The following is a 22,780-nucleotide window of genomic DNA, read 5'->3' as shown; positions in this document are numbered from 1 at the left end:
CGCCAAACCCGGCACATATATTCGCGGCGGTTTGCGAAACGAAACCGATGCCGAAGCGGAGGCCCCAATGGCGACATTGCAGAATTTCGATGCCGAGATTGCCAAGACCAAGCAGGTCGTGCAGGACATGCGCACCAAGATTGAGCAGTCCGGTGCCGTGCTCGACACGCTCGCCACCGCCGACAAGAAGATCGGCGATGCCAATTTCGACATCGAGAATGCCCGCATCGAGGATGTGCTGAAGCAGCAGAAGGTGATGGAAGGCAATATCGCCGACCTGATCATCGGCCTCGAGGACGCTACCAACGTCTTCGGCGCCGAATTCGAGAGCATGAAGAACTACACCGGCTGGGAAAGTTTCGTCGGCGTCTTCTCCAGCCAGCGCAAGCAGCGCATGCGCACCGACCGCGTCCGCAACATGTCGCTGGCCGGCAATTTGCAGGAACTGCTGGCGAAGTCCGACACCATCGTCGGCATCCTCAAGGCGCAGAAGCAGGTTCTCGACACGCGCTACAAAACCTCCGAGGCCAGCCTGTCGCAGGTGATCGAGCGCCGCAAGACCACGATGTCCAATCTCGAGACCGTGCAGAAGCGCATCGAGGAGCTCAACCCGATGCTGCTCGACATCGAGAACAAGATCGCCGCCTCGACCAGCCAGAAGGGGCGCACGCAGCTTGAAGGCGAGCGTTCGAAACTGGCCACGGAATACAACGAGAAGCAGGCCAAGGAGCAAGAATTGCTGGCCGAAAGCCAGACGCTGGAGCGCTACACCTCGATGTTCCAGACCTTCGTCGATTCGCTCAACAACCAGATCGCGGCGCAATCGACGCTGATCAACAAGCTGACCATCGATACCGAGCAGCGCATCGTGCTGTACAAGGCGCTGGAAGATTCGCTGAAGACCGCCGCCCAACAGGATGTCGCCCACAAGATCAACACGCTGGGCAGCCAGGTCGACAACACCGCCGAAGAGACCATGGCCGGCATTGGTGCTGCCTCGCAGAAGCACATTGGCGATCTGCTTGAAATGCACGAGAAGAACATGGTCGCCACCGCCGACATCCAGCGCCGCAAGAAGCTCGCCGACGATGCCTTCGCCCGCCGCTTCGACGACGTGATGAAGAAGCACAATTCGGCAAATTACGTGCAGTCGTAATTGCTGCACGTGCACTGCTCCCAAGGGCTGGCAGCATGACCCCCGAAAACGAAGCGGCGGCGCGCTATTTCTCGGCGATCGCGGCGGCACTTGGCGGCCTCGAAGTGTTCATGCGCGACGATCGCTCGCCGCTCTACCGGCACGGCATCGTCGCCAAGATCGTCGCCGAATATATTGCGCGGCTCGACAAGTCGTTCTCATGCTGGCGCAACCGGCTGGGCTTCACCGAGACGTTCCGCATCTCGCGCGCCGAAAGCGGTTTTCCGGTCTTTCAGAACCTGCTCGAGCTGGAAAACGACCGCCTCCAGGCCGATGCGCGCCTCGCCAACCTCCCGCTGGCCGGCGAGCTGCGCGAGGAAATGGCGGACTTCATCCTGCGCCACAAGGAATTTCCCGAAGCGCTGCAGAAATCGATGGCCGAGCGGCTCTACCTCGAAGACGTCAAGAGCGAGACCACCTTTGGCCCGTTCACGCTGGCCCAGACGGCCAAGGTTTCGGTCAATCCGAAGACGTTGCGGCCCTATTATCTGGTCCACTGGGCCTGCTTCGATGGCAGCGCCAACCTGCCGCTGGTCTATATGGTGACGGTCGAGGATTCCTCGGATGACATGATCCGGCAACTGGTCGACTCCGGCGGCAAGCTTAACGAGAGGGTCGACATTCCGCTGCCGGTCGACGGCCTGCTCAATCCCGAGCTCGCCCACCGTTTCGACGATTTCACCGAGAAGAATTCCGCCTACACGCTGTCGCCGGCGACCATCGCGGTCAACCTCGACAAGGATTTCGAACCGCTGCATCCCAAGCAGCTGCGTCGCGTCGTGCTCGGCCCGTTCTATTCTGCAGGGATTACCGACAACAATTCGACGGTAAGCGAAGTGCTGGCCAAGGTGCGCAAGCCGGAAAACGCCTGGCTGCTGACCTGGACCATCCAGGAGGTCTTTTCCAAGGCCGAGAAGCCAGGCCGCAAGGGGCTGTTCTCGAGCGAAAAGACGACGCAGGAATTCTTCATCAATACCGACGATCTCGAGGCCGCGCGCCAGGGCGTGTCGAGCTATGAGAACCATGCGCTGATCCCGCACGAGGCCTATCAGGCGCTCTATGCCGCCGGCGAGGCGCAGAAGATCTTTTCGGGCTACAAGGTCCACATCCTGTCCAAAGGGCAGGTCATCAGCGACGTCTGACCGTCAAATCGCGGAGCATCTTCCATGGACACCGGCCTGACCACCATCCCGGAAGCGGCAATTGAAAAGCACCGCGCCACTGCGCAAAGTTTCATCACCCGCATCGTCGTGCTGGAAGACCCATCGCGCGAGTCCGGCACAGCGCTTGCCGGCACCAACCGCCGCTTCGTCTCGACCGTCTCGGTCGGCTCGGTTCGCCGCACGCGCGAGGTCGAGCTCGCCAAAACCGTCGCCGCCGTCCATCCCGACGACCAATTGCTGACCATACCGCAGCACATGCTGTTGTTTCGCGCTCGGCGCGGGGCGGCAATAGCGCTAGCCATATCGGATGTCTTCGCCGAAGGCTCGGACCTCGAAAGCCTGCAGGCGAAAAACGCCCGCGCGCCGCTCGAAGGCGACGAAGCTGCCACCTTCAAGAAGCTGCTGTCGGCCTCTGCCTACATCTCCGCCTTCAGCCTCGCCTCCTATTTGTTCCAGCTGATCGACAGCGACGGCGAGGCGCCGAACGACACGCCCGAGCCGGACTTTCTGTTCGACACCCCGCAGGATGCGGTGAAGTCGATCGTGGCCGGGCTCGACAGGGCGATAGCAGGTTCGAAGGACGACGCCGACCTGATGACCCGCGCCCGCGCCTTTGCCCGCGTAGCCATCGACGGGCTGTTGGCGCGAAAGGGCCGCTTCGACGGCATCGGCCCGTTCGAGAACGCCCATATCCGCATCGACGTCGACGATTTTACCCTCGATGGTTTCGACGTCGCCCCTGGCAAGCGGGCAAAACCGCTGGTGATGACCTTCAAGAAACCGGAAGAGGTCGTCGGCAACCACATCGCCAAGTACCAGTCGGTAAAGCTCGCCAAGATGCTGATGGCGTACGACTTCGAGCGCGAGCTGAACCCATTCGTCGAGCTTGGCGGCTTCCTGTTCACGTTTATCGGCGACGGCGCGCCCGGCACCGGCAAGACGACGCTGATCCAGATGATCGCCGGCCTTCTCAACGGCTACTGCCAAGTCGCCGGCTATCCCTTCGCCTACGAAAATTTCGGCGTCGACCAGATCTCCTCCTACCAGGGCAAGTCCGGCCAGAACTGCCGCCAGTTCATCAACAATGTGCTGAACCCGCGCGTCATCGGCTTCGGCACCATCGACGATATCGACCAGGTCGCCGCACGCCGCTCAGACGACCGCGCCTCGGCCGGCCAGCAGGAAATCACCGGTGTGCTGATGGACGCATTTGCCGGCGCGGCAACCGTGGTGCGCGGCAATTGCTCGTTCGGCATGTTTTCCAACTATCCCGAAAACGTTGACGACGCATTGCGCCAGCGCGCCGGCGCCCGCTGGCTGGTCGACGGCCCGCAGAGCCGCGACGACTACATCGACATCTTCGTCCTGCTCGCCGGCAAGAACCACAAGATCCCGCTCGGCGACCACAAGCTCTATGCCGCTCAGGAAATCCAGCGCGCGGTGATGGAGGCTTACGAGGAGCATGAGAAGCCGCAGGAAGACGGGCTGATGAAGGTCTATGAGCGCTACATGAAGGACAACGGCGCGCCGAAGTCGATGGCCGATATCGGCACCTATCTGCACTTGATCAAGGATGCCGAGCCGCGTTTCACCGGACGCGCCATCAAGAACGTCACCGACGCGATCAAGATGCGCGCCATGGACATCGAATTGCCCGACGAGTGGTTCGAGAAGCCGGAAGCCTTCATGCACAAAAGCTACGACGACAAGAAGGCGATGATCGAGGAACTGCGAGGGCCGTTCTCGATGGACATGGTCATGCAGGAGATCAACCGCTATGCGGATTCCGAATTCCGCTATTCCGACAAGTCGGACGATGCGGCGGTGAGCAAGATGATCCGCGACACCCGTCTGCGGGAGCGTGCCGTCCGCGAGATCGAGGAGTTGAAGAAGAAGGGAATGTGGAATGCGTGATCTTCCTTCTCACCGGATAGCACTGTTTCCGGTGCGATGCATAAGCTCCCACAGCAACGCTGAAAGACGTGGCTCAAACGCTGACGCCCCCCTCTCCCCGTTCTTCACGGGGAGAGGGTAAGGGTGAGGGGCAGCGCATGCGTGGGCCAGAAATAGACACAACCAAGCGCGCAAGGCGCCTGCGTCAATCCGACAACGATGCAGAAACCGCGCTCTGGCTGGAGTTGCGCGACCGCAGACTGAACGGCCATAAATTCGTACGGCAGTTGCCGATAGGCTCTTACTTCGTCGATTTCGCCTGCAGAGACTGCCAGCTCGTCGTCGAAGTCGATGGCAGTCAGCATGTCGGCAGCCAATATGATCGAATCCGAGATCGCTTCATCGTCTCCGATGGCTGGTCTATCCTTCGCTTTTGGAACGTAGACGTATTGAAGGAGCGGGAAGCAGTCCTTGAAACAGTGGTGGCTGCGATCGAAGGGCGCCTCGAACGCCATATCGAAACGCGTGATCTTCGATTTGTCGCCGCCAAAGGCTATGGAGAGACATGTCCTTGACCGTTTGCGCTGCCCCTCACCCTTACCCTCTCCCCGTGAAGAACGGGGAGAGGGGGGCGTCAGCGTTGGAGCTCGGTCATCCAGCGCAAGATCCGTTGGGACTACGCGCATGAGTCCTGCCAAGAAACCCGACCTGCTACGCGACAACGAGCTGATCTACGGCCGGCTGCTGACGGTCGACGAGCCGCATCTGATCCAGCGCTACAACAAGGCGATGGTCGCCTTCGGGCTGAAGCCGACCAAGCTGAAAAGCTTCGAGATCGACCGTACCGGCTTTTCGCCGCAGGTCGCCGAGGAATGCGGCGACTACAGCTACCTCGATCCGAACGAGGTCAACCGCCGCTTCATCATCCTGACGCCGTCGCAGATCGACCTGCCGGTGGTGCACACGGCTTTCTCCAACACCTCGCTGCTGATGTACGAGTTCATGTCGAAGAACCAGCGCGCCATCGATGCGCTGACAATCAAGGACGTCATCTACGGCGAGATCGAGGATTCAGTCCCCAAGGTCGACGACATCGAGGATCTGCTGTCGATCAACCAGGTCGAGTTCAAGGTGCTGTCGGCCGAGGACGTGCTGGGCAAGGCCGCCGAGCTCGGCAAGCTGGTCGACCGGCTGAAGCAGGAACCGGATGCCTGGCGCGACAATGCCATGCTTGCACACATGGTCGAGCTGGCGAAGGTCTGCGGCGACATCCGCGAGAATGCGCTGGTGCCGGACCAGGTGATCTTCCGCCACAACGCCTATTGGACCAGCCATTTCGGCGGGCTCTATGTGTTCGTCGATCCCGACGTGACGACGGTGATCAGCGACCCGGCAGCGCCGGGTTTCCGCCGTTCGCGGCCGTGGCAGGTGAGCTACCTCTCGATCCACGACGCCGACAAGGTGTTCAAGTTCCTCGCTTCGACCGGCCGCATCGAGCTGCCGCGCGCCTCATGGATCGAAACCTCCGGCTATCTCGAGCATCGCGCCGAAATGGTGGTGCGCGCGCTGATCCGCGACGCCGAGCCCGACCGCAATCTGACCGACGTCGACAAGGTCTGGCTGCAGACCTGGATCCACGGCCATGCCGATCTGATCGCCAGGGATGGCAATTTTCCCTTCCTCAACGCCGCCAAGCGCGAGATCGCTCAGCTCGGCCATCTCAAGATAGAGGATGTGTTCCCGCAGCAGCGCTTCCTGGTGATCCGCGCCAAGCCGGACCATCAAGACGCCTGGCTGACCAACCAGCTGATCTCGGACTTCGTGCCGCAGGACTTCGTTTCGCGTTACGTCTTCAACAAGCCGGGCTTCTACAGGGATTATGACGGCTTCAGCGACGCTTGGCGATCGCATGTTGTGGACGTTCTGAAAACCACATATTTGAAGGACAAGGTGGCGTTTCGCACACGCCTCTACGGCTTGACTGACTGAGGGGGTGACATCGCCATGCTTGATCCGATCGTGAATTTCTTCACCCGGATTTTCCAGTGGATTGGCCGCGGCATCGGCTTGCTCATCGGCGCGATCCTGTGGCCGTTCCTGTGGGCGGGGCGCTGGTACACGCAACGCGGCTGGATCCTGAAGGCGGTGCTCGGCCTGGCTGTCGTCGTGCTGATCGGCCTCTACATTAATTTCTTCTACGCCACCCAGTGGTGGAACAATTTCGACCCGAATTACGTCGACAAATACACGTTCGAAAAGCGCAACAGCTCCGCCGGTGAACAGGTCTCTGCAGGCGCCGGCACCGACACGGCCAAGACCTGCGGAAATTCAGCCATTGCCCAGGTTGCGGCCGACCTGACCGACTTCAACGTCAACCAGAATGCCTGGGTGTCGTCGATGATCCTCTACAAGCTCGGCCTGTTCGGCATCGACTGGGACCACACGCCGTTCATGGACAACAAGGCTTCGTTCCAGCGCGGCATCAACCAGGCGGTGCGGCGCACGGCGACCGAGCTTGCCGACAATCTCGGCCGCGTCCGCACCACCTCGCAGATCGACGCCGACCTGCAGGACGCCCGCGGCAATCTGCAGTTCGATGAGGAAACCTGGTACTTCGGCTTGAACCCGTTTGGTCCCAAGACGCCGACCCCGAGCTATTATCGCGACGCGGTGCGCAAGCTGCGTTCCTTCAACGCCCGTCTGGCAGCCTGCCAGGCCACGTTCGATGCCCGCGCCGACAATCTCAAGCAGTATATCGACCGCATCTCGTCCGACATCGGCTCGACCTCGGCGATCCTCAAGGAGCGTGCCGAAAACCACAACAATGGCTGGTTCGACACCCGTGCCGACGACCGCTTCTGGTTCGCCTATGGCCAGCTTTATGCCTATTACGGGCTGATGAAGGGCGCGCAGGCCGACTTCGAGGACGTCATCAAGGAAAAGCACCTGCAGAACCTGTGGGATACGATGGACGCGCAATTCGTCTCGGCGCTGCGCATCCAGCCCTTCATCATCGCCAATGGCCGCGAGGACGGCTGGCTGTTGCCGACACATCTGACGACGATGGGGTTTTACATACTCAGGGTCCGCTCGAACATGGTCGAGATCAGCAACGTGCTGACGCAGTAGCGGATCGTTCCGCGCAGCCGGCGCTGGTGAATTTGCGCCGTTGCTTCTGTCGCTTTTCGCGTATTACGCGGCTGTTTTGAGACGGCGGAACCGCGCCTGCTCTGGCTTCTATACGGCGCGGCGACCGGCGCGAAAAAAGAACCTGTAGCAGGGCAGCCGACCGCAGAGGCACTTTCTTCGTAGGAAACATAGTTGCATGAAAGTTGACGCCGCGGCAGCGACAGGGGTAGAACATGCCCGCGCCTGCAGTGCCGGGCTTGCGACCACAGTAATCGAATCCGTTCAATTCAGAGGGAAGCCGTCATGGCCGAAGTGAAGTCCGACATCGAGATCGCGCGCGGCGCCAGGAAGAAGCAGATCCAGGAGATCGGCCAGAAGATCGGCATTCCGAGCGAACATCTTCTGCCCTACGGCCACGACAAGGCGAAGATCTCGGCCGAGTTCATCAAGTCGGTGAAGGGCAACAAGGACGGCAAGCTGATCCTCGTGACCGCCATCAACCCGACACCGGCCGGCGAAGGCAAGACGACGACGACGGTGGGCTTGGGCGATGGCCTCAACCGCATCGGCAAGAAGGCCATCGTCTGCATCCGCGAGGCTTCGCTCGGACCGAATTTCGGCGTCAAGGGCGGTGCCGCCGGCGGCGGCTATGCGCAGGTCGTGCCGATGGAGGACATGAACCTCCACTTCACCGGCGATTTCCATGCCATCACCACCGCCCATAATCTGCTGTCGGCGCTGATCGACAACCATATCTATTGGGGCAACGAGCTCGGCATCGACACCCGCCGTGTCGTCTGGCGCCGCGTCATGGACATGAACGACCGGTCGCTGCGCGAGATCATCTGTTCGCTCGGCGGCGTCGCCAACGGTTTCCCGCGCGAGGGCGGTTTCGACATCACAGTCGCCTCGGAAGTCATGGCCATCCTGTGCCTGTCGACCGACCTGAAGGACCTCGAAAAGCGCCTCGGCGACATCATCGTTGCCTATCGCCGCGACAAGTCGGCCGTCTATGCACGCGACCTCAAGGCCGACGGCGCGATGGCCGTGCTCTTGAAGGACGCCATGCAGCCCAATCTCGTGCAGACGCTGGAGAACAACCCGGCTTTCGTCCACGGCGGCCCCTTCGCCAACATCGCGCATGGCTGCAACTCCGTCGTTGCCACCACGACGGCGCTGAAGCTTGCCGATTACGTCGTCACCGAAGCCGGTTTCGGCGCCGATCTCGGTGCCGAAAAGTTCTTCGACATCAAATGCCGCAAGGCCGGCCTGAGGCCGGCAGCGGCGGTCATCGTCGCCACGGTTCGCGCCATGAAGATGAATGGCGGCGTCAAGAAGGAGGAACTCGGCAAGGAGAACGTCGAGGCGGTCAAGAAGGGATGTGCGAATCTCGGCCGCCACATCGAGAACATCCGCCAGTTCGGTGTGCCGGCCGTGGTCGCCATCAACCATTTCTACTCCGACACCGAGGCAGAGATCCAGGCGATGAAGGATTATGTCGCCTCGATGGGCGAAGAGGCGATCCTGTGCAAGCACTGGGCTCAGGGATCGGCCGGCATCGAGGAACTGGCCAAAAGAGTCGTGGCGTTGGCCGAATCCGGCGCGTCGCAATTTGCCCCGCTCTATCCTGACGCCATGCCGCTGTTCGAGAAGATCAACACCATCGTCCAGCGCATCTATCGCGGTTCCGAAGCGATCGCCGACAAATCGGTGCGCGACCAGCTCCACGCCTGGGAGCACGCCGGCTACGGTCATTTGCCGGTCTGCATGGCCAAGACGCAATATTCCTTCTCCACCGATCCGAATCTGCGCGGCGCGCCGACCGGCCACACCGTGCCGGTGCGCGAGGTCAGGCTGTCTGCCGGCGCCGGCTTCGTCGTCATCATCTGCGGCGAGGTGATGACCATGCCCGGTCTGCCCAAAGCGCCATCCTCGGAAAAGATCTTCCTGAACGAAATGGGCCAGATCGAGGGCCTGTTCTAAGGATATCAACGCTCGAACGGCAAAGGGCGCCGCAACGCTGCGGCGCCCTTCTGCCTGCTCGCAATAGTCTCCTACGCCGCGCTTCGCGCCAGCGCGCGCTGGTTGGAGGCATAGGGTGTGTCGTGCTGGGGTACCACGCCGGTCTTCAGGCAATCGATCCATTCGGCGGTTTTGAGAACGGCCGCGAAGCGCGACTGCAATACGATCGTCACGACGCGATGGATTTCCTCGCCCGAAGCGTAGCCGGCGCTGTTGGCGTAGGGCAACGACCCCGTCGCGTCCGACAGGAACTCGACCTCAAAACCCATATGCACGGCATGGATGACCGTGGACAGATCGCAATTATGCGTCATGTAGCCGATGACCGTGATCGTATCGATAGAGTTGGCGCGCAGCCACTCCTCTAAATCCGTGCCGGTGAAGGCGCTGGGCAAGTTCTTTTCGATGTAGTGGTCGCGGTTTCGCCTGGCGATTTCCGGGTGCAACTCGGCGCCATGGCTGCCCTTGGCGAAGACCGATGAGGTTTCCGGTGCCAACTGCTTGATGACCACCACCTTGACGCCTGCCTCGGTGGCCGCGTCCATCGCTCGCGCCACATTGACGACGCTCTCGCGGAACGGCGGATGCTGGATGGCGAGGTTGCCGCCGTCATAGTCGTTCTGAACATCGATGACGATGAGGGCGCGGCGTGGAGCTTTGCCTTTGGCTGGGTCCGACATGGGGTTTTCCTTTCCCGTTTGGCATTGATGGGTGGACGATAAGCGCGGCGCCGGATCGCAAAAAGTGTCCCGATTGACATTGTTCGAAAGAATTGGGACAATCGGTGTCACCCTTTGCTGGAGCTCCCATGGCCGATCCTGTCGTTGCCGCCATCGCCTTCGATGGCATCAGCCCGTTTCATCTCTCCGTGCCGTGTCTCGTGTTCGGCGCGGATCGCACGACGCTCGGCCTGCCGCGCTTCGACTTCCGGGTCTGCGCGATTGAGAACGGGCCGATCCGCACTGATGCCGGGCTGACCATCAGCGTCCCGCACGGGCTTTCAGCGCTCGATGATGCCGACATCGTCATCGTGCCGAGTTGGAAGAATCTCGGGATCTCACCGCCGACGACACTGATCGAGGCGTTGCTTGGCGCGCACGAGCGCGGCGCGCTGATTGTCGGACTGTGCTTGGGAACGTTCGCTGTCGCGGCGACCGGATTGCTTTCGGGGCGGCGAGCCGCGACGCACTGGGCCTACGCGGATCAGCTGCAGGAACTCTATCCCGACATTCTCGTCGAACCAGAAGTGCTCTACATCGACGATGGCGATGTCGTGACATCCGCCGGCGTCGCCGCCGGGCTTGACTGCTGCCTGCACGTCGTACGGGCTCGTTACGGCGCGGAGGCAGCGCTTCGCCTTGCCCGGCAGATCGTGCTTTCTCCGCATCGGCAGGGCGGGCAGGCGCAATTCATCGAACGTCCCATCGCCAGAACCGGCAATGCGGACCGCTTCACCCAGGCTCTCGAAACGGTGCGCAAAACCCTGGGTGATCCGCACAGTCTGGACAGCGTTGCCGGTCTCGCCGGCCTCACCCGCCGGACGTTCACGCGCCGTTTCCAGAAAACGATCGGCACCAGTTTCGGCGACTGGCTGACCGACCAGCGTGTGCAACTCGCACAGCGGCTGCTGGAAGCAACGGAAAAATCGATGGATACGGTTGCCTTCGAGGCCGGCTTCGGCAGCGCCACCTCGCTGCGCCAGCATTTCGCGGCGCGGCTCAGAACCTCGCCCGGGCAGTATCGGCGCGAATTCTCGAGGAGTGTCGATTTGGATAGACGCGGCGCTTCACGCTGATCCGGCTCACCCGCTCCTGATTACCCGTGCCGGATTGCCGACCACCGTGGTGTTCGCCGCCACATCGCGCGTCACCACGGCACCGGCGCCGACGATGGCGCCATCACCGATCCTGACCCCGCCGAGGATGATGGCACTGCCGCCGATCCAGACATTGTCGCCGATCTCGACCGGCCTGGCGATCTCCAGCCCTGCCCGCCGCCCGGCAGCCTGCTTGTGGTGCTCGGCGCAATAGATCTGCACATTCGGGCCGAGCAGCGTTCCCTTGCCGATGCGGACTTGCGCCGTATCGAGAATAGTGCAGCCGGCATTGAGGAAGACGCGGTCGCCGAGAAAGATGTTGAAGCCATAAGCGCAGTGGGACGGCGCTTCGATCCGGGCGCCCTCGCCTGCAGCGCCGAGCAGCGCCCGCAAGGCAGGCCCGATATCGCCGCGCTGTCGTGGTGGCAGGCTGTTGTGCTCGAACACCGCGTCGCGTGCCGTGATCCGCAGCGCCTCCAGTTCCGGGTCGAGGCAGCAATACCACTCGCCCGCCGCCATTTTCGTGCGTTCGCTCCCCGTCATGGCCGCAACTCCAGTCTCAATCTTTGCCAAGCACAACTGGTGAAAATACGGAAGCGCCGGCGGCGACACCACCTCTGGTCAAATACCGGACCTATGGTAGCTTGCTCTCTCGGACCTGTCCCAAGCCGGCCATCGAGGGATCAATCATGCTGTACATTCTTGCACTCCTGATTGGCATCGTTGCCGGGCTTCGCGCCATGACTGCGCCCGCCGCGGTCGCCTGGGGCGCCTGGCTAGGCTGGTTGCCGGTCACCGGCACCTGGGCGAGTTTCATGGGTCACTGGATCGCCGTCGGCATCTTCACCATCCTGGCCATCGCCGAACTGGTCACCGACCAGCTGCCATCGGCGCCGAGCCGCAAGGTGCCGCAGCAATTCGGCACGCGCATCGTCTTGGGCGCTTTCACCGGCGCGGTGATCGGCGCCACCGGCGGCGCCACCATCGGCGGCCTGATCGCCGGCGCCGTCGGCGCGGTGATCGGCACGTTGGGCGGCGCCGAGGCGCGTAAGCGCCTGGCCACCGCCTTCGGCAAGGACCCGCCCGCCGCCTTCATCGAGGACGCGGTGGCGATCGTCGGCGGACTTCTGATCGTGGCGGCGGTGGCATGACGGCAAAGACATTCGACGCCATCATCGTCGGTGCCGGGCAGGCCGGCCCACCGCTCGCCGGCCGGCTGAATGCGGCCGGCATGAGCGTGGCGCTGATCGAGCGAAAGCTGGTCGGCGGCACTTGCGTCAATACCGGCTGCACGCCGACCAAAACGATGGTGGCAAGCGCCTATGCCGCGCATCTCGCCCGCTGCGCCGCGGACTACGGTGTGACGCTCTCCGGTCCCATCGGCGTCAACTACAAGGCGATCAAGGCGCGCAAGGACAAAGTCTCGAACGATGCCCGCGGCAATCTCGAAGACTGGATTGCCGGCATGGACAAATGCACGCTCTATCGCGGCCATGCGCGCTTCGTGACCGCCAATACGGTGCGCGTCGGCGACGATCTGCTGAGCGCCGAAAATATCTTCCTCAACACCGGCGGCCGCGCCTCGGTGCCCGACCTGCCCGGCCTCGACGGCATTTCTTACCTGACCAATTCGTCGATGATGGATCTCGACGTGCTGCCGCGCCATCTCATCGTCGTCGGCGGCAGCTATGTCTCGCTCGAATTCGCGCAGATGTTCCGCCGCTTCGGTTCCGAAGTCACGGTCATCGAAAAGAGCCCGCGCCTGATCGGCCGCGAGGACGATGACGTCTCGGACGCCATTTTGTCGATCCTCGAAAACGAAGCCATTGCCGTCCATCTCGGCGCCGACGATATCCGCTTCGCCAGGCGAGGCAACGAAATCGCCGTGACCTTCTCGCCAGGCAAGGCGGCTGCGGTCGGCTCGCATGTGCTGCTGGCCCTGGGCCGCACGCCAAATACCGACGATCTCGGCCTCGACAAAGCCGGCGTCGAGGTCGACAAACGCGGCTTCATCGTCGTCGACGACCAGCTGCGCACCAGCGTGCCCGGCATCTGGGCGATGGGCGACTGCAACGGCAAGGGCGCCTTCACCCACACCTCGTACAATGACTACGAGATTGTCGCCGCCAACCTGCTCGACAACGATCCGCGCAAGGTCAGCGACCGCATCGAGGCCTATGCGCTCTATATCGACCCACCACTCGGCCGCTGCGGCATGACCGAAGCCGCGGTAAGGAAATCCGGCCGCCGCGCCCTTGTCGGCCAGCGGCCAATGACCCGCGTCAGCCGTGCCGTCGAAAAAGGTGAGACGCAAGGCTTCATGAAGATCCTGGTCGATGCCGACACCAAGGAAATCCTCGGCTGTTCGGTGCTCGGCCCGGGTGGCGACGAGGCAGTGCACTGCGTGCTCGATCTGATGTATGCCAAGGCGCCAGTCAGTACGCTGGCGCGCGCGGTGCACATCCACCCGAACGTCTCGGAGCTTCTGCCGACCATCGCCCAGGAATTGAAGCCGCTGGCATAGGCCGGGCGCAGGCGTTATCTCGCGATCCTTTGAGCGCCAAGCCCGGATAGAGCCGTGCGCCCATAGCGCGAAAAGCCGGACCAATCGACAGTGTATTGGCGAAAGGGCATGTGTTCGGTCTCGTTTCCTGGAGACAGTCCATGCAGAAATCCATCGAACGCATCGCCGGCGACAGCGAGGGCGTTTCCTACGAATTCCCCGTCTTCCGCTTCACCGGAACGGACAAGACAGCGCCTTCGGCCTATCTGCAGGCGGCACTTCATGCCGGCGAATTGCCGGGCGTCGTTGCCATCGATGCGCTGATGCCGATGCTCAGCAGGGCGGAAGCCGAAGGCCGCATCAGCGGCAATATGACCATCGTGCCCTGGGCCAATCCGATCGGCCGCGCGCAATATCTCTATGGCGACCATCAGGGCCGCTTCCATCTGGGGACGCGCACCAATTTCAATCGCGGCTTTCCGCGGCTCGCCGCGCCCGACCTCACGCTCCTGCCGGCGCACGGCACGGTCGATCAGCGGCTGAAGACGCGGCTGCTGCAGCTCTCCATCGGCCACGACATCGTGCTCGACCTGCACTGCGACGATGAAGGCCTCGCCTACCTCTACGTCCACACCAGCCTGTGGCCGGCCATGGCGGATTGTGCGGCGGCTATGGGCCTCGATGCGGTGATGCTGTGGCACGAAGATCCCGACGGCACCTTCGAAGGCGCCTCGATCATGCCGTATCAGAACGTTCCCGCCGACGTCGCGCGCCTCGATCGGCGCGTCGCCACCACCGTCGAATATCGCGGCATACTCGACGTCGACGGCGCCCTCGCCAGCGCCGACGCCGAAGGGCTCTACCGGCTGCTGGTGGCGCGCGGCGTCATCCGGGATCAGACGCTGCCCGCGTCTGGCAGCTTCGGAGGACTCGTCGCGCCGATCGAAAATATCGAGATGATGCCGGCGCCCCGTTCGGGCGCGATCCTCTACCACGTGAAGCCGAGCGACCGCGTCACCAAGGGTGCGCGCCTTGCCACCATCGTCCACGCGCCGGGTGAGCCCGACGGCCGCACGGAAGTGTTGGCGCCCCAGGCCGGCCTCATCCTGACACGCCGCTCGCGCCGCATAATTCGCGCCGGCGAGGACCTCTTGAAGCTGGTCGGCGACAGGAAGAGTGCCGATGCAAGGTCGGGGACGCTGGAGGACTGACGCAACCCGCCAGGCTACCCCGAAATCGCCTGTCGCGCCTTGGACTCCAGCCATTCGGCCATCTGCCGGTAAGGCACCGGACCATGGCTCACGCGGGCGACGCCGAGTTCGGCAAGCCTCTGGCGCGGCGGCACATGCGCCAGTGCAATGATGTTGACCGGCAATGCCGTTGCCTGGCAGAGCGCCTCGATCAGGCCTTCATCGGCAAGCCCCGGCGCAAAGAAGCCATGCGCTCCGGCCCTTTCGTAGGCGTGCGCCCGCTCGATCGCCTGATCGAGGAGAGCCTTGTCGTGCGCATCCGGTTTCGCCTTCAGGAAAATGTCGGTTCGGGCGTTAATGAAGGCCGGAATACCCGAGGTCTTCACGGCCGCCGCGGCGGCTTCGATCCGCCTCACCTGTATGGCGATGTCGTGCAGCCCACTGCCGCCGACAATCTGATCCTCGAAATTAAAGCCGACGGCTCCAGCCTGCACGGCGAGCCCCACGCTGCGGGCGACAACCTCCGGAGCGACCCCGTAACCGCCCTCGAGGTCCATGGTTACCGGCAGATCCACCGCCGCAACGATGCGTTTGATGTTTTCGAGCGCCAGTTCCAACGGGATTTTCTCGCCATCGGCGAATCCGAAAGCGGCCGCGACCGGCCAGCTTCCGGTGGCGATGGCCTTGGCCCCTGCTTGCGCGATGATCTTGGCGGAGCCTGGGTCCCAGGCATTGTAGAGGACAATCGGGTTGCCCTTGACATGGAGGGAATGGAACGTCCGTGCGCGGTCGATCTGCTCGGTCATCGATGTTTTCCCGTCTTCCTGCTGTTTGATGCAGAGTCTAGGCAGGACTGCCGGTCTTGGCCATGTGCCATGGGTTGCGAAAGCAGCAGCCACCCCACAGACTTTCAAACCTGTTGCGCATACCGCTTTTCGCGGCTATGGATTTCGCCATGAATATGCGTTCGATCAAGACCATTTGGTGGTGGGCTCGCTGACAGCGGCCTGTTCGAACGCGTTCGCGTGACAATAGAAGGTGGCCGCAGCGGAATGTCCGGGCGGCCATTTGTTTTTTCAAGCCATTCCCGGGTCCGTTGCCCCAAAGACGCTGATGGAGACGGCAATGACGACGAAAATTCTGGAGAATGGCGCCGAGCGCTTCGTCACCGCGGGTGGCGTGGCGATTACCCGCCAGCGCCATGACCGGCCATATGAGGGCGCGATCGACGGCTATGTCGATGGCCTGAATTCGCGCCGCGGCGCCGTGTTTTCCTCGAATTACGAATATCCCGGCCGTTATACGCGCTGGGATACCGCCATCATCGATCCGCCGCTGGTGATCTCGGCACGCGGCCGCGCCATGCGCATCGAGGCGCTGAACCGCCGTGGCGAGGTGCTTTTGCCGGTGATCGGTACGGTGCTTGCCGGCCTTGACGATGTCACGATCGCCGAGACGTCGAACAAACTCATCCGCCTCGAGGTCGCCAAGCCCGGCCGTGTCTTCACCGAAGAGGAACGCAGCCGCGTTCCCTCCGTGTTCACCGTGCTGCGCGCCATCACTGCTTTGTTCAAGACCGAGGAAGACGCCAATCTCGGCCTCTATGGCGCCTTCGGCTACGACCTCGCCTTCCAGTTCGATCCGGTCGACTACAAGCTCGAGCGCAAGCCAAGCCAGCGCGATCTCGTGCTGTTCCTGCCCGACGAGATCCTCGTCGTCGACCACTATTCCACCAAGGCCTGGACCGACCGCTACGACTATTCCGGCGACGGCTTTTCGACCGAAGGCCTGCCGCGCGACGAAATCGTCGAGCCGTTCAGGACCGCCGACCGGATCCCGCCGCGCGGCGACCACGAGCCCGGCGAATATGCCAAGCTGGTGCGCAAGGCGATGAAGAGCTTTGAGCGCGGCGACCTGTTCGAAGTGGTGCCGGGGCAGATGTTCTACGAACGCTGCGAAACCCAGCCCTCCGAGATTTCCCGCAAGCTGAAGAGCATCAATCCCTCGCCCTATTCCTTCTTCATCAATCTCGGCGAGGGCGAATATCTGATCGGCGCCTCGCCGGAAATGTTCGTTCGCGTCAACGGCCGCCGCGTCGAGACCTGCCCGATCTCCGGCACTATCAAGCGCGGCGACGATGCCATTTCCGATAGCGAGCAGATCCTCAAGCTGCTCAATTCCAAGAAGGACGAGTCCGAACTCACCATGTGCTCGGATGTCGACCGCAACGACAAGTCGAGGGTCTGCGAGCCGGGCTCGGTGCGCGTCATCGGCCGTCGCCAGATCGAGATGTATTCGCGCCTGATCCACACCGTCGACCACATTGAGGGACGGCTGCGCGAAGGCATGGACGCCTTCGACGCCTTCCTGTCGCATGCCTGGGCCGTCACCGTCACCGGCGCGCCGAAATTATGGGCCATGCGCTTCATCGAGCAGAACGAGAAGAGCCCGCGCGCCTGGTATGGCGGGGCGATCGGCATGGTCAATTTCAACGGTGACATGAACACCGGCCTGACGCTTCGCACCATCCGCATCAAGGACGGCATTGCCGAGGTGCGCGCCGGCGCCACGCTGCTCTTCGACAGCATACCCGAAGAAGAAGAAGCCGAAACCGAACTGAAGGCATCCGCCATGATCTCCGCCATCCGCGACGCCAAGTCAGGCAATGCCGCCAGCACCGAACGCAGCACCGCGCGGGTCGGCGATGGCGTCAACATCCTGCTGGTCGACCACGAGGACTCCTTCGTCCATACGCTGGCCAACTATTTCCGCCAGACCGGCGCCAATGTCTCGACGGTGCGCACGCCGGTGCCGGACGAGGTCTTCGACCGGCTGAAGCCAAACCTGGTCGTGCTGTCGCCCGGCCCCGGCACGCCGAAGGACTTCGACTGCGCCGCCACCATCAAGCGAGCCCGTGCGCGCGACCTGCCGATCTTCGGCGTCTGCCTTGGGCTGCAGGCGCTGGCCGAGGCCTATGGCGGCGAGCTGCGGCAATTGCACATCCCGATGCATGGCAAGCCGTCGCGCATCCGCGTGTCGAAGCCGGGCATCATCTTCTCCGGCCTGCCCAAGGAGGTGACGGTCGGCCGCTATCATTCTATCTTCGCCGATCCGGTGCGGCTGCCCGATGGTTTTGTCGTCACCGCCGAGACCGAGGACGGCATCATCATGGCCTTCGAGCACCGCAAGGAGCCGATCGCCGCTGTGCAGTTCCACCCGGAATCGATCATGACGCTCGGCCACAATGCCGGCATGCGCATCATCGAGAACATCGTCGCGCACCTGCCGCGCAAGGCCAAGGAAAAGGCCGCTTAATTCGAGGGCTCAGTGTTGGGATTTCTTCCCCAGTGACCGCGGCAGAAATCAAAGCAGCCGCCAGGCAGAAGGTCGCCAGCCTCGCTTTCTGGTCGATCGTCGTCGCCTTCGTCGTGCTCGGCCTCAAGCTGGTGGCCTGGTACGTCACCGGTTCGGTTGCGCTTTATTCGGACGCGCTGGAATCGATCGTCAACGTCATTGCCTCGGCCGCCGCCTATTGGGCGATCCAGGTCAGCTACAAGCCAGCCGACCAGGACCATCCGTTCGGCCACCACAAGGCCGAGTATTTCTCGGCCGTCCTGGAAGGCGTGCTGATCGTGCTTGCCGCCCTGCTCATCCTCAACGAGGTCTGGTGGTCGTGGCAGCATCCGGCCCCGCTCGAACAGCCATGGACCGGCCTTGCCGTCAACGGCGTCGCAACCGTCATCAACGCCGTCTGGGCCTTGACGCTGATCCGCACCGGACGGAGTGAAAAATCACCGGCGCTGGTTGCCGACGGCAGGCATATCATGACCGACGTAGCGACCTCGGTCGGTGTCTTCATTGGCCTGGTCGGCGCCGTGCTGACCGGCTGGCAGGTTCTCGATCCGGCTCTTGCGGTGATCGTGGCGCTGAACATCCTGTGGCAGGGCTGGCACGTCATCGGCTCGTCGATGAACGGGCTGATGGACCGCGCCGTCGACACCCAGGAACATATCCGTATCCGCGACATCATCTCTGCCAATTGCAAGGGCGCGCTCGAGGTCCACGACCTGAAGACGCGCATCGCCGGCCGCGCCACCTTCATCGAGTTCCATCTGGTCGTCGACGCCGACATGTCGGTCGGCGCCAGCCACGTCATCTGCGACCGCATCGAGGACGCGCTGCGGGCAGAGATTCCTTCGGTTCGCGTCATCATCCATGTCGAGCCCGACGACGAAGCGAAACTGCCCAAGGGCACGACGGCCGTGCCGTTCGCGTGAAGCAATTCGCGCAGAAAAATCGCTCAGTCGTGACCCTTCGCGCCCCCTCTGTCCTGCCGGACATCTCCCCCACAAGTGGGGAGATTGGCCGTCACCGCGGCTTTTGCCAATAGCCATAGTCGCAGGAGTGAGTGACGCGAGGAAGCTGCCGATCTCCCCCCAAGTGGGGGAGATGTCCGGCAGGACAGAGGGGGGCGCGAAGGATCGCTGTAGCCCTCATTCCGAGCCGCTGCGCGCCATGGATTCGAGGATCTGATCCGACGGACTTTCCAGAGCCGCCTCCGCGAAATCGTCATCAAGCGGACCGATCACTCTGTCCAGCCAAGCCCAATCCTGCGCAAGAGGCTCGATAATGACGCTCTGGCCGTGGCGGCTGATGAAAACCTCTTTGGTGTCGAAACGGTACTCCTTTGGCAAGCGCACCGCCTGCGAGCGGCCGGACCAAAACACCCTTGTCTTGCGCATGGCATCCACCTCCTCGTCACATGATCAAGGCCCGCAGGCGGCCTGCGGCATCGGCTCCAGCCGGTAGACCTTGTCGTCGGAGCTGGTGTCGCCTTCCGCCGCCTTCGAGCACAGATCGACGATCGGCAGGCCGCTGTTTGGGTTGGCCAGCATCATCGTGCCGTTGGCGCCGCGGCGGAGGAAAATCTCCTTTTGCGCGATATCGCAGGAGGCACCACCCGTCTTCGCGCTCGCCGCGCAGCGCCACTGGTCGCCCTCGCCCTGGCAGTTATAGACCTGCGTGACCTTGGCCGATTTCTGCCGCGTGGTAACCGAAACGGCGATGTCTGCGCCGCTCGGCCAATTGGCGAGGTCGCCGCCCTTGGCGAAGGATGCCAGCTCGACCGGTCCGCGGAAAACCCGGATCGTCTGGGTCAGCTGATCGGGATGCGAGCCGAGATGCGCGGCATCATAGTCACGCCCGTAGCAGAAGGCCTGGTCCGGCTTCAGCCGCTCGCGCAATGGCGGGCCAAGTGCCGGATCGATCGGGTCGATGCGGGCGAACTCCGCCTTGCAGGTCGCGGCCGGCATCGGATCGAGCCTGAAGCCGTTGTCGTCCTTGCCCAACGCCTGCCGTTCGTACTCCGCCTTGCCGAGCTCGTCTTCCGATCCGGCATCGAGATAAAGATCGGGCTGCACGTCCGAGACGATCAGCCGGCCCTTGTCGTCGACCTTCAGCGAAGCCATGGTGCGATCGCAGTCCATGCCGCAACGGATCGGACCGGTTTTGCCGTCCTCCGATTCATGGCTGCACCAACCGCCGAGCCATTCCGGCGCCTTGGCGCCGCGTACCGTCGTCGCCATGAAGCCATTGTAGGAGGAATCGATGCCGGTGCTTGGCTCCTCGTTTGGCCGGCTGACCGGATCGCGGCCGTAATAGAAGAAGATGCGCGCCACCTTCTGGTGCGGATGCGACTTGAGATGCGCGGCGTCGTAGACGCGGCCGAAACAGGCGTCCTTGCCGTCGGGGCTGAGCTCGGTGAGTTTGAGCGTGTCATCGGCGAAAGCAGCGCCGCCGACGGCGGAAAGCAAGGCAGCCCCAAGCCCGGCGCCCACAATGGTCCCCGTTATGGTCCTCGACGTCATGCTACCCCTCCATTGCCCCGACAAGACGTGACGTCAATTTATGCTAGGATCGAGGCCGAGGCCACGCAATTTGCGCGGGCCGGCTAAATGGGAGATGAAGCCATGCGACGCCGCGATATTTTCCGCGTCGGTCTTGCCGGGGCCGCCGGGCTTTTCGGGCTGCGCCCCACCAAGGCGGCAGCCATTGAAGTCAAGGCCGTCGAAGAGGAAAGGCAAAAGGTCGCCTATCACCTCAGCGATCTCGACAAGGTCAATTTCGTGCTCGGCAACATCAAGAACCACTTCGAAGGCACCGACGGCAAGGTCGACATCGCGCTTGTCGTGCACGGCCCAGCACTTGCCGCCTTCAAGTCGAAGGGCATATCCGCCGCCATTTCCGGGCGTTTCGCCGGCCTTGTCCAGGATGGGCTCAGCCCGCACGCTTGCGCCAACACCATGCACGGCATGGATATCGGCCTGGCCGACCTGCTCGACGGCTTCCATGCCGCCGACAGAGGCGGTGTCGTCAAGCTCGCCGAATTGCAGCGCCAGGGCTACGCCTATCTCAGGCCATAGGCTTTTACGGACTTGAACGCGAGGACTGCGAGGGCCTACGAAGAGCAGGCCGAGTCCCCCGGAGGAATAGACGTGCCAGCCACCACCACCCTTGTCAGCCCCTCTCTGGTCATCCCCGACCTTGCCGGAAAGGCGGTGCTGGTCACCGGCGCGTCGACCGGCATCGGCGCGGCGCTTGCACTTGCCTACGCCGCGCAGAAATGTCGCGTCGCACTGCACTACAATTCGAGCCGGGTGGCTGCCGAAAACCTGGCGGCGACCATTCGCAACGGTGGCGGCGACGTGTTCCTGACCCAGGGCGATTTCTCGATCCCCGCCGATGTCGAGCGCGTCGTCGAGGACAGTGCGCAACATTTCGGCCGGCTCGACGGCCTCGTCAACAATGCCGGCGGCATGCTCGGCCGCGTGCCCTATGCCGAGCAGACCGAGGCGCATTACGACGCGGTGATGGACCTCAACGCGCGTTCCGTGCTGACAGCTTCGCGCAAGGCGATCCCATGGCTGAAGCGGCAGGGCGGCTTCATCGTCAACACCTCCTCGATCGCCGCGCGCAACGGCGCCGGTGGCGGCGCCGGCCTTTACGGCTCCGCCAAGGCCTTCGTCTCCAACGTCACGCGCGGCATGGCCAAGGAGCTGATCGGTTTCAACATCCGCGTCAACGCGGTGGCGCCCGGCACGATCGCGACACCTTTCCACGAGCGCTACTCGACCGACGACCAGATGAAAGGCATGATCGCCACCATCCCGCAGGGCCGCGCCGGCACCGCCGAGGACTGCGTTGGCGCCTATCTGTTCCTCTCCTCCGCTCTGTTGAGCGGCTACATCACCGGCCAGGTGATCGAGGTGAATGGCGGCCAGTTGATGCCGTAGACGGCGAACTGCATACTCCTGGTTGCGTAATCTCAACGGAGCAAAGCGAATGTACGGACTGATCGGCAAGATGCGGGCGACGCGCGGCCAGCGCGACGCGGTCATGGAGGTCCTGCTCGCCAGCACCGGCGCCATGCCCGGCTGCCTGAACTACATCATCGCCACCGACCCGGCCGACGCCGACGCGATCTGGGTGACCGAAGTGTGGACCGACGCCGAAAGCCATAAAGCTTCGCTGCAGCTGCCCGAAGTCCAGGCGGCAATCGCCAAGGCACGGCCGATCATCGCCGGCTTCGAGTTCCAGGTGGAGACGCGTCCGGTTGGTGGGTTTGGGTTGCCGGCGGTGAAGGCGGGATAGAGGAGAGGCCGGCGGGACAGCGCCCCCCCTCTGGCCTGCCGGCCATCTCCCCCTCAAGTGGGGAGATTGGCAGCTTCGCCGACAGCTCTCTTTTTGGAGATTGGCGAAGGCCGACGTGACATCCAATCTCCCCACTCTCATGATTGCTGACAATGGCCTTTGACATAAGCTGCAGCCCGCCGATCCGATCGGCGGTCGAGGCACTTGTACGGCGGATAT

The 22,780-nt window shown here is 62.9% G+C and carries 21 protein-coding genes; 16 read left to right on the top strand and 5 right to left on the bottom strand.

Features of this window, described 5'->3' with window-relative positions; genetic code table 11:
* Positions 1-67 precede the first annotated feature (67 nt).
* From NKI01_RS15140 to NKI01_RS15110, 7 genes are all read left to right on the top strand, one after another.
* The gene (locus tag NKI01_RS15140) at positions 68-1,156 is read left to right on the top strand and encodes a hypothetical protein (RefSeq protein ID WP_352494786.1); all 1,089 of its coding nucleotides are present in this window, start codon (positions 68-70) and stop codon (positions 1,154-1,156) included.
* A 35-nt stretch (positions 1,157-1,191) separates the two neighbouring features.
* Positions 1,192-2,337 (top strand): hypothetical protein, encoded by a 1,146-nt coding sequence (locus NKI01_RS15135; protein WP_023719235.1) that lies wholly within the window; start codon positions 1,192-1,194, stop codon positions 2,335-2,337.
* 24 nt (positions 2,338-2,361) lie between these two features.
* Positions 2,362-4,272: an AAA family ATPase gene (locus NKI01_RS15130; protein WP_352546816.1), complete on the top strand. Its 1,911-nt coding sequence runs from the start codon at positions 2,362-2,364 to the stop codon at positions 4,270-4,272.
* Between the two features lie 137 nt (positions 4,273-4,409).
* Positions 4,410-4,826, top strand: coding sequence for an endonuclease domain-containing protein (locus NKI01_RS15125; RefSeq protein ID WP_084642682.1), 417 nt, complete (start codon positions 4,410-4,412; stop codon positions 4,824-4,826).
* Positions 4,827-4,935: 109 nt separating this feature from the next.
* Positions 4,936-6,240, top strand: a complete 1,305-nt coding sequence (locus NKI01_RS15120) for a DUF6638 family protein (RefSeq protein WP_352494784.1) — start codon at positions 4,936-4,938, stop codon at positions 6,238-6,240.
* 15 nt (positions 6,241-6,255) lie between these two features.
* Positions 6,256-7,380 (top strand): DUF2333 family protein, encoded by a 1,125-nt coding sequence (locus NKI01_RS15115; protein ID WP_023719239.1) that lies wholly within the window; start codon positions 6,256-6,258, stop codon positions 7,378-7,380.
* Positions 7,381-7,683: 303 nt separating this feature from the next.
* Positions 7,684-9,363: a formate--tetrahydrofolate ligase gene (locus NKI01_RS15110; protein ID WP_023719240.1), complete on the top strand. Its 1,680-nt coding sequence runs from the start codon at positions 7,684-7,686 to the stop codon at positions 9,361-9,363.
* A 71-nt stretch (positions 9,364-9,434) separates the two neighbouring features.
* Here NKI01_RS15110 and NKI01_RS15105 read toward each other — a convergent pair whose 3' ends face one another.
* Positions 9,435-10,082 (bottom strand): cysteine hydrolase family protein, encoded by a 648-nt coding sequence (locus tag NKI01_RS15105; RefSeq protein ID WP_352482061.1) that lies wholly within the window; start codon positions 10,080-10,082, stop codon positions 9,435-9,437.
* Between the two features lie 128 nt (positions 10,083-10,210).
* On the opposite strand from NKI01_RS15105, the gene NKI01_RS15100 reads away from it, so the two are divergent.
* Positions 10,211-11,197, top strand: coding sequence for a helix-turn-helix domain-containing protein (locus NKI01_RS15100; RefSeq protein WP_352856584.1), 987 nt, complete (start codon positions 10,211-10,213; stop codon positions 11,195-11,197).
* Between the two features lie 6 nt (positions 11,198-11,203).
* On the opposite strand, the gene NKI01_RS15095 is transcribed toward NKI01_RS15100, so the two are convergent.
* Positions 11,204-11,761, bottom strand: coding sequence for a sugar O-acetyltransferase (locus tag NKI01_RS15095; protein ID WP_023719242.1), 558 nt, complete (start codon positions 11,759-11,761; stop codon positions 11,204-11,206).
* Positions 11,762-11,907: 146 nt separating this feature from the next.
* Between NKI01_RS15095 and NKI01_RS15090 the strand changes: the two genes are divergently transcribed.
* The 3 genes from NKI01_RS15090 (at position 11,908) to NKI01_RS15080 (ending at position 14,932) form a co-directional block, all read left to right on the top strand.
* Positions 11,908-12,369, top strand: a complete 462-nt coding sequence (locus tag NKI01_RS15090; protein WP_352482058.1) for a DUF4126 domain-containing protein — start codon at positions 11,908-11,910, stop codon at positions 12,367-12,369.
* Positions 12,366-13,742 carry an FAD-containing oxidoreductase gene (locus NKI01_RS15085; protein WP_352856587.1) on the top strand — a complete coding sequence of 459 codons (1,377 nt, stop codon included), beginning with the start codon at positions 12,366-12,368 and terminating at the stop codon, positions 13,740-13,742. The genes NKI01_RS15090 and NKI01_RS15085 overlap by 4 nt, the downstream gene beginning before the upstream one ends.
* A gap of 140 nt (positions 13,743-13,882) precedes the next feature.
* A complete protein-coding gene (locus tag NKI01_RS15080) occupies positions 13,883-14,932 on the top strand; it encodes a M14 family metallopeptidase (protein WP_352963730.1) in 1,050 nt (349 codons plus the stop codon).
* A 14-nt stretch (positions 14,933-14,946) separates the two neighbouring features.
* Here NKI01_RS15080 and NKI01_RS15075 read toward each other — a convergent pair whose 3' ends face one another.
* On the bottom strand, positions 14,947-15,717 hold the full coding sequence (locus NKI01_RS15075; protein WP_023719246.1) for an isocitrate lyase/PEP mutase family protein: 771 nt from the start codon (positions 15,715-15,717) through the stop codon (positions 14,947-14,949).
* A 319-nt stretch (positions 15,718-16,036) separates the two neighbouring features.
* Here NKI01_RS15075 and NKI01_RS15070 point away from each other — a divergent pair, with 319 nt between their 5' ends.
* Positions 16,037-18,226, top strand: coding sequence for an anthranilate synthase (locus NKI01_RS15070; RefSeq protein WP_352494779.1), 2,190 nt, complete (start codon positions 16,037-16,039; stop codon positions 18,224-18,226).
* A gap of 32 nt (positions 18,227-18,258) precedes the next feature.
* A complete protein-coding gene (locus NKI01_RS15065) occupies positions 18,259-19,188 on the top strand; it encodes a cation diffusion facilitator family transporter (RefSeq protein ID WP_023719249.1) in 930 nt (309 codons plus the stop codon).
* Between the two features lie 216 nt (positions 19,189-19,404).
* On the opposite strand, the gene NKI01_RS15060 is transcribed toward NKI01_RS15065, so the two are convergent.
* Both NKI01_RS15060 and NKI01_RS15055 read right to left on the bottom strand, forming a co-directional pair.
* Complete coding sequence (locus NKI01_RS15060) at positions 19,405-19,653, bottom strand: antitoxin (RefSeq protein ID WP_023719250.1); 249 nt, start codon at positions 19,651-19,653, stop codon at positions 19,405-19,407.
* A gap of 24 nt (positions 19,654-19,677) precedes the next feature.
* A complete protein-coding gene (locus NKI01_RS15055; RefSeq protein ID WP_352494778.1) occupies positions 19,678-20,778 on the bottom strand; it encodes a hypothetical protein in 1,101 nt (366 codons plus the stop codon).
* Between the two features lie 102 nt (positions 20,779-20,880).
* Here NKI01_RS15055 and NKI01_RS15050 point away from each other — a divergent pair, with 102 nt between their 5' ends.
* The 3 genes from NKI01_RS15050 to NKI01_RS15040 all read left to right on the top strand — a co-directional run bounded on the left by NKI01_RS15050 (position 20,881) and on the right by NKI01_RS15040 (position 22,561).
* Complete coding sequence (locus NKI01_RS15050) at positions 20,881-21,333, top strand: DsrE family protein (protein WP_352450551.1); 453 nt, start codon at positions 20,881-20,883, stop codon at positions 21,331-21,333.
* 72 nt (positions 21,334-21,405) lie between these two features.
* Positions 21,406-22,203: an SDR family NAD(P)-dependent oxidoreductase gene (locus NKI01_RS15045; RefSeq protein WP_352494777.1), complete on the top strand. Its 798-nt coding sequence runs from the start codon at positions 21,406-21,408 to the stop codon at positions 22,201-22,203.
* A gap of 49 nt (positions 22,204-22,252) precedes the next feature.
* Positions 22,253-22,561: a putative quinol monooxygenase gene (locus tag NKI01_RS15040; protein ID WP_352494776.1), complete on the top strand. Its 309-nt coding sequence runs from the start codon at positions 22,253-22,255 to the stop codon at positions 22,559-22,561.
* Positions 22,562-22,780: the final 219 nt, after the last annotated feature.

This window comes from Mesorhizobium sp. M0815 (assembly GCF_040319995.1).
GTDB lineage: Bacteria > Pseudomonadota > Alphaproteobacteria > Rhizobiales > Rhizobiaceae > Mesorhizobium.
This window is presented reverse-complemented; position numbering and strand designations above follow the sequence as displayed.

Excerpts from the sequence above, each read along its gene's own strand:
- NKI01_RS15070 (WP_352494779.1), top strand. The coding sequence starts at position 16,037 with ATGACGACGAAAATTCTGGAGAATGGCGCCGAGCGCTTCGTCACCGCG.
- NKI01_RS15040 (WP_352494776.1), top strand. The coding sequence starts at position 22,253 with ATGTACGGACTGATCGGCAAGATGCGGGCGACGCGCGGCCAGCGCGAC.
- NKI01_RS15100 (WP_352856584.1), top strand. The coding sequence starts at position 10,211 with ATGGCCGATCCTGTCGTTGCCGCCATCGCCTTCGATGGCATCAGCCCG.
- NKI01_RS15080 (WP_352963730.1), top strand. The coding sequence starts at position 13,883 with ATGCAGAAATCCATCGAACGCATCGCCGGCGACAGCGAGGGCGTTTCC.
- NKI01_RS15105 (WP_352482061.1), bottom strand. The coding sequence starts at position 10,082 with ATGTCGGACCCAGCCAAAGGCAAAGCTCCACGCCGCGCCCTCATCGTC.
- NKI01_RS15075 (WP_023719246.1), bottom strand. The coding sequence starts at position 15,717 with ATGACCGAGCAGATCGACCGCGCACGGACGTTCCATTCCCTCCATGTC.
- NKI01_RS15090 (WP_352482058.1), top strand. The coding sequence starts at position 11,908 with ATGCTGTACATTCTTGCACTCCTGATTGGCATCGTTGCCGGGCTTCGC.
- NKI01_RS15135 (WP_023719235.1), top strand. The coding sequence starts at position 1,192 with ATGACCCCCGAAAACGAAGCGGCGGCGCGCTATTTCTCGGCGATCGCG.
- NKI01_RS15085 (WP_352856587.1), top strand. The coding sequence starts at position 12,366 with ATGACGGCAAAGACATTCGACGCCATCATCGTCGGTGCCGGGCAGGCC.
- NKI01_RS15050 (WP_352450551.1), top strand. The coding sequence starts at position 20,881 with ATGCGACGCCGCGATATTTTCCGCGTCGGTCTTGCCGGGGCCGCCGGG.
- NKI01_RS15125 (WP_084642682.1), top strand. The coding sequence starts at position 4,410 with ATGCGTGGGCCAGAAATAGACACAACCAAGCGCGCAAGGCGCCTGCGT.
- NKI01_RS15055 (WP_352494778.1), bottom strand. The coding sequence starts at position 20,778 with ATGACGTCGAGGACCATAACGGGGACCATTGTGGGCGCCGGGCTTGGG.
- NKI01_RS15120 (WP_352494784.1), top strand. The coding sequence starts at position 4,936 with ATGAGTCCTGCCAAGAAACCCGACCTGCTACGCGACAACGAGCTGATC.
- NKI01_RS15140 (WP_352494786.1), top strand. The coding sequence starts at position 68 with ATGGCGACATTGCAGAATTTCGATGCCGAGATTGCCAAGACCAAGCAG.
- NKI01_RS15115 (WP_023719239.1), top strand. The coding sequence starts at position 6,256 with ATGCTTGATCCGATCGTGAATTTCTTCACCCGGATTTTCCAGTGGATT.
- NKI01_RS15060 (WP_023719250.1), bottom strand. The coding sequence starts at position 19,653 with ATGCGCAAGACAAGGGTGTTTTGGTCCGGCCGCTCGCAGGCGGTGCGC.
- NKI01_RS15095 (WP_023719242.1), bottom strand. The coding sequence starts at position 11,761 with ATGACGGGGAGCGAACGCACGAAAATGGCGGCGGGCGAGTGGTATTGC.
- NKI01_RS15130 (WP_352546816.1), top strand. The coding sequence starts at position 2,362 with ATGGACACCGGCCTGACCACCATCCCGGAAGCGGCAATTGAAAAGCAC.
- NKI01_RS15110 (WP_023719240.1), top strand. The coding sequence starts at position 7,684 with ATGGCCGAAGTGAAGTCCGACATCGAGATCGCGCGCGGCGCCAGGAAG.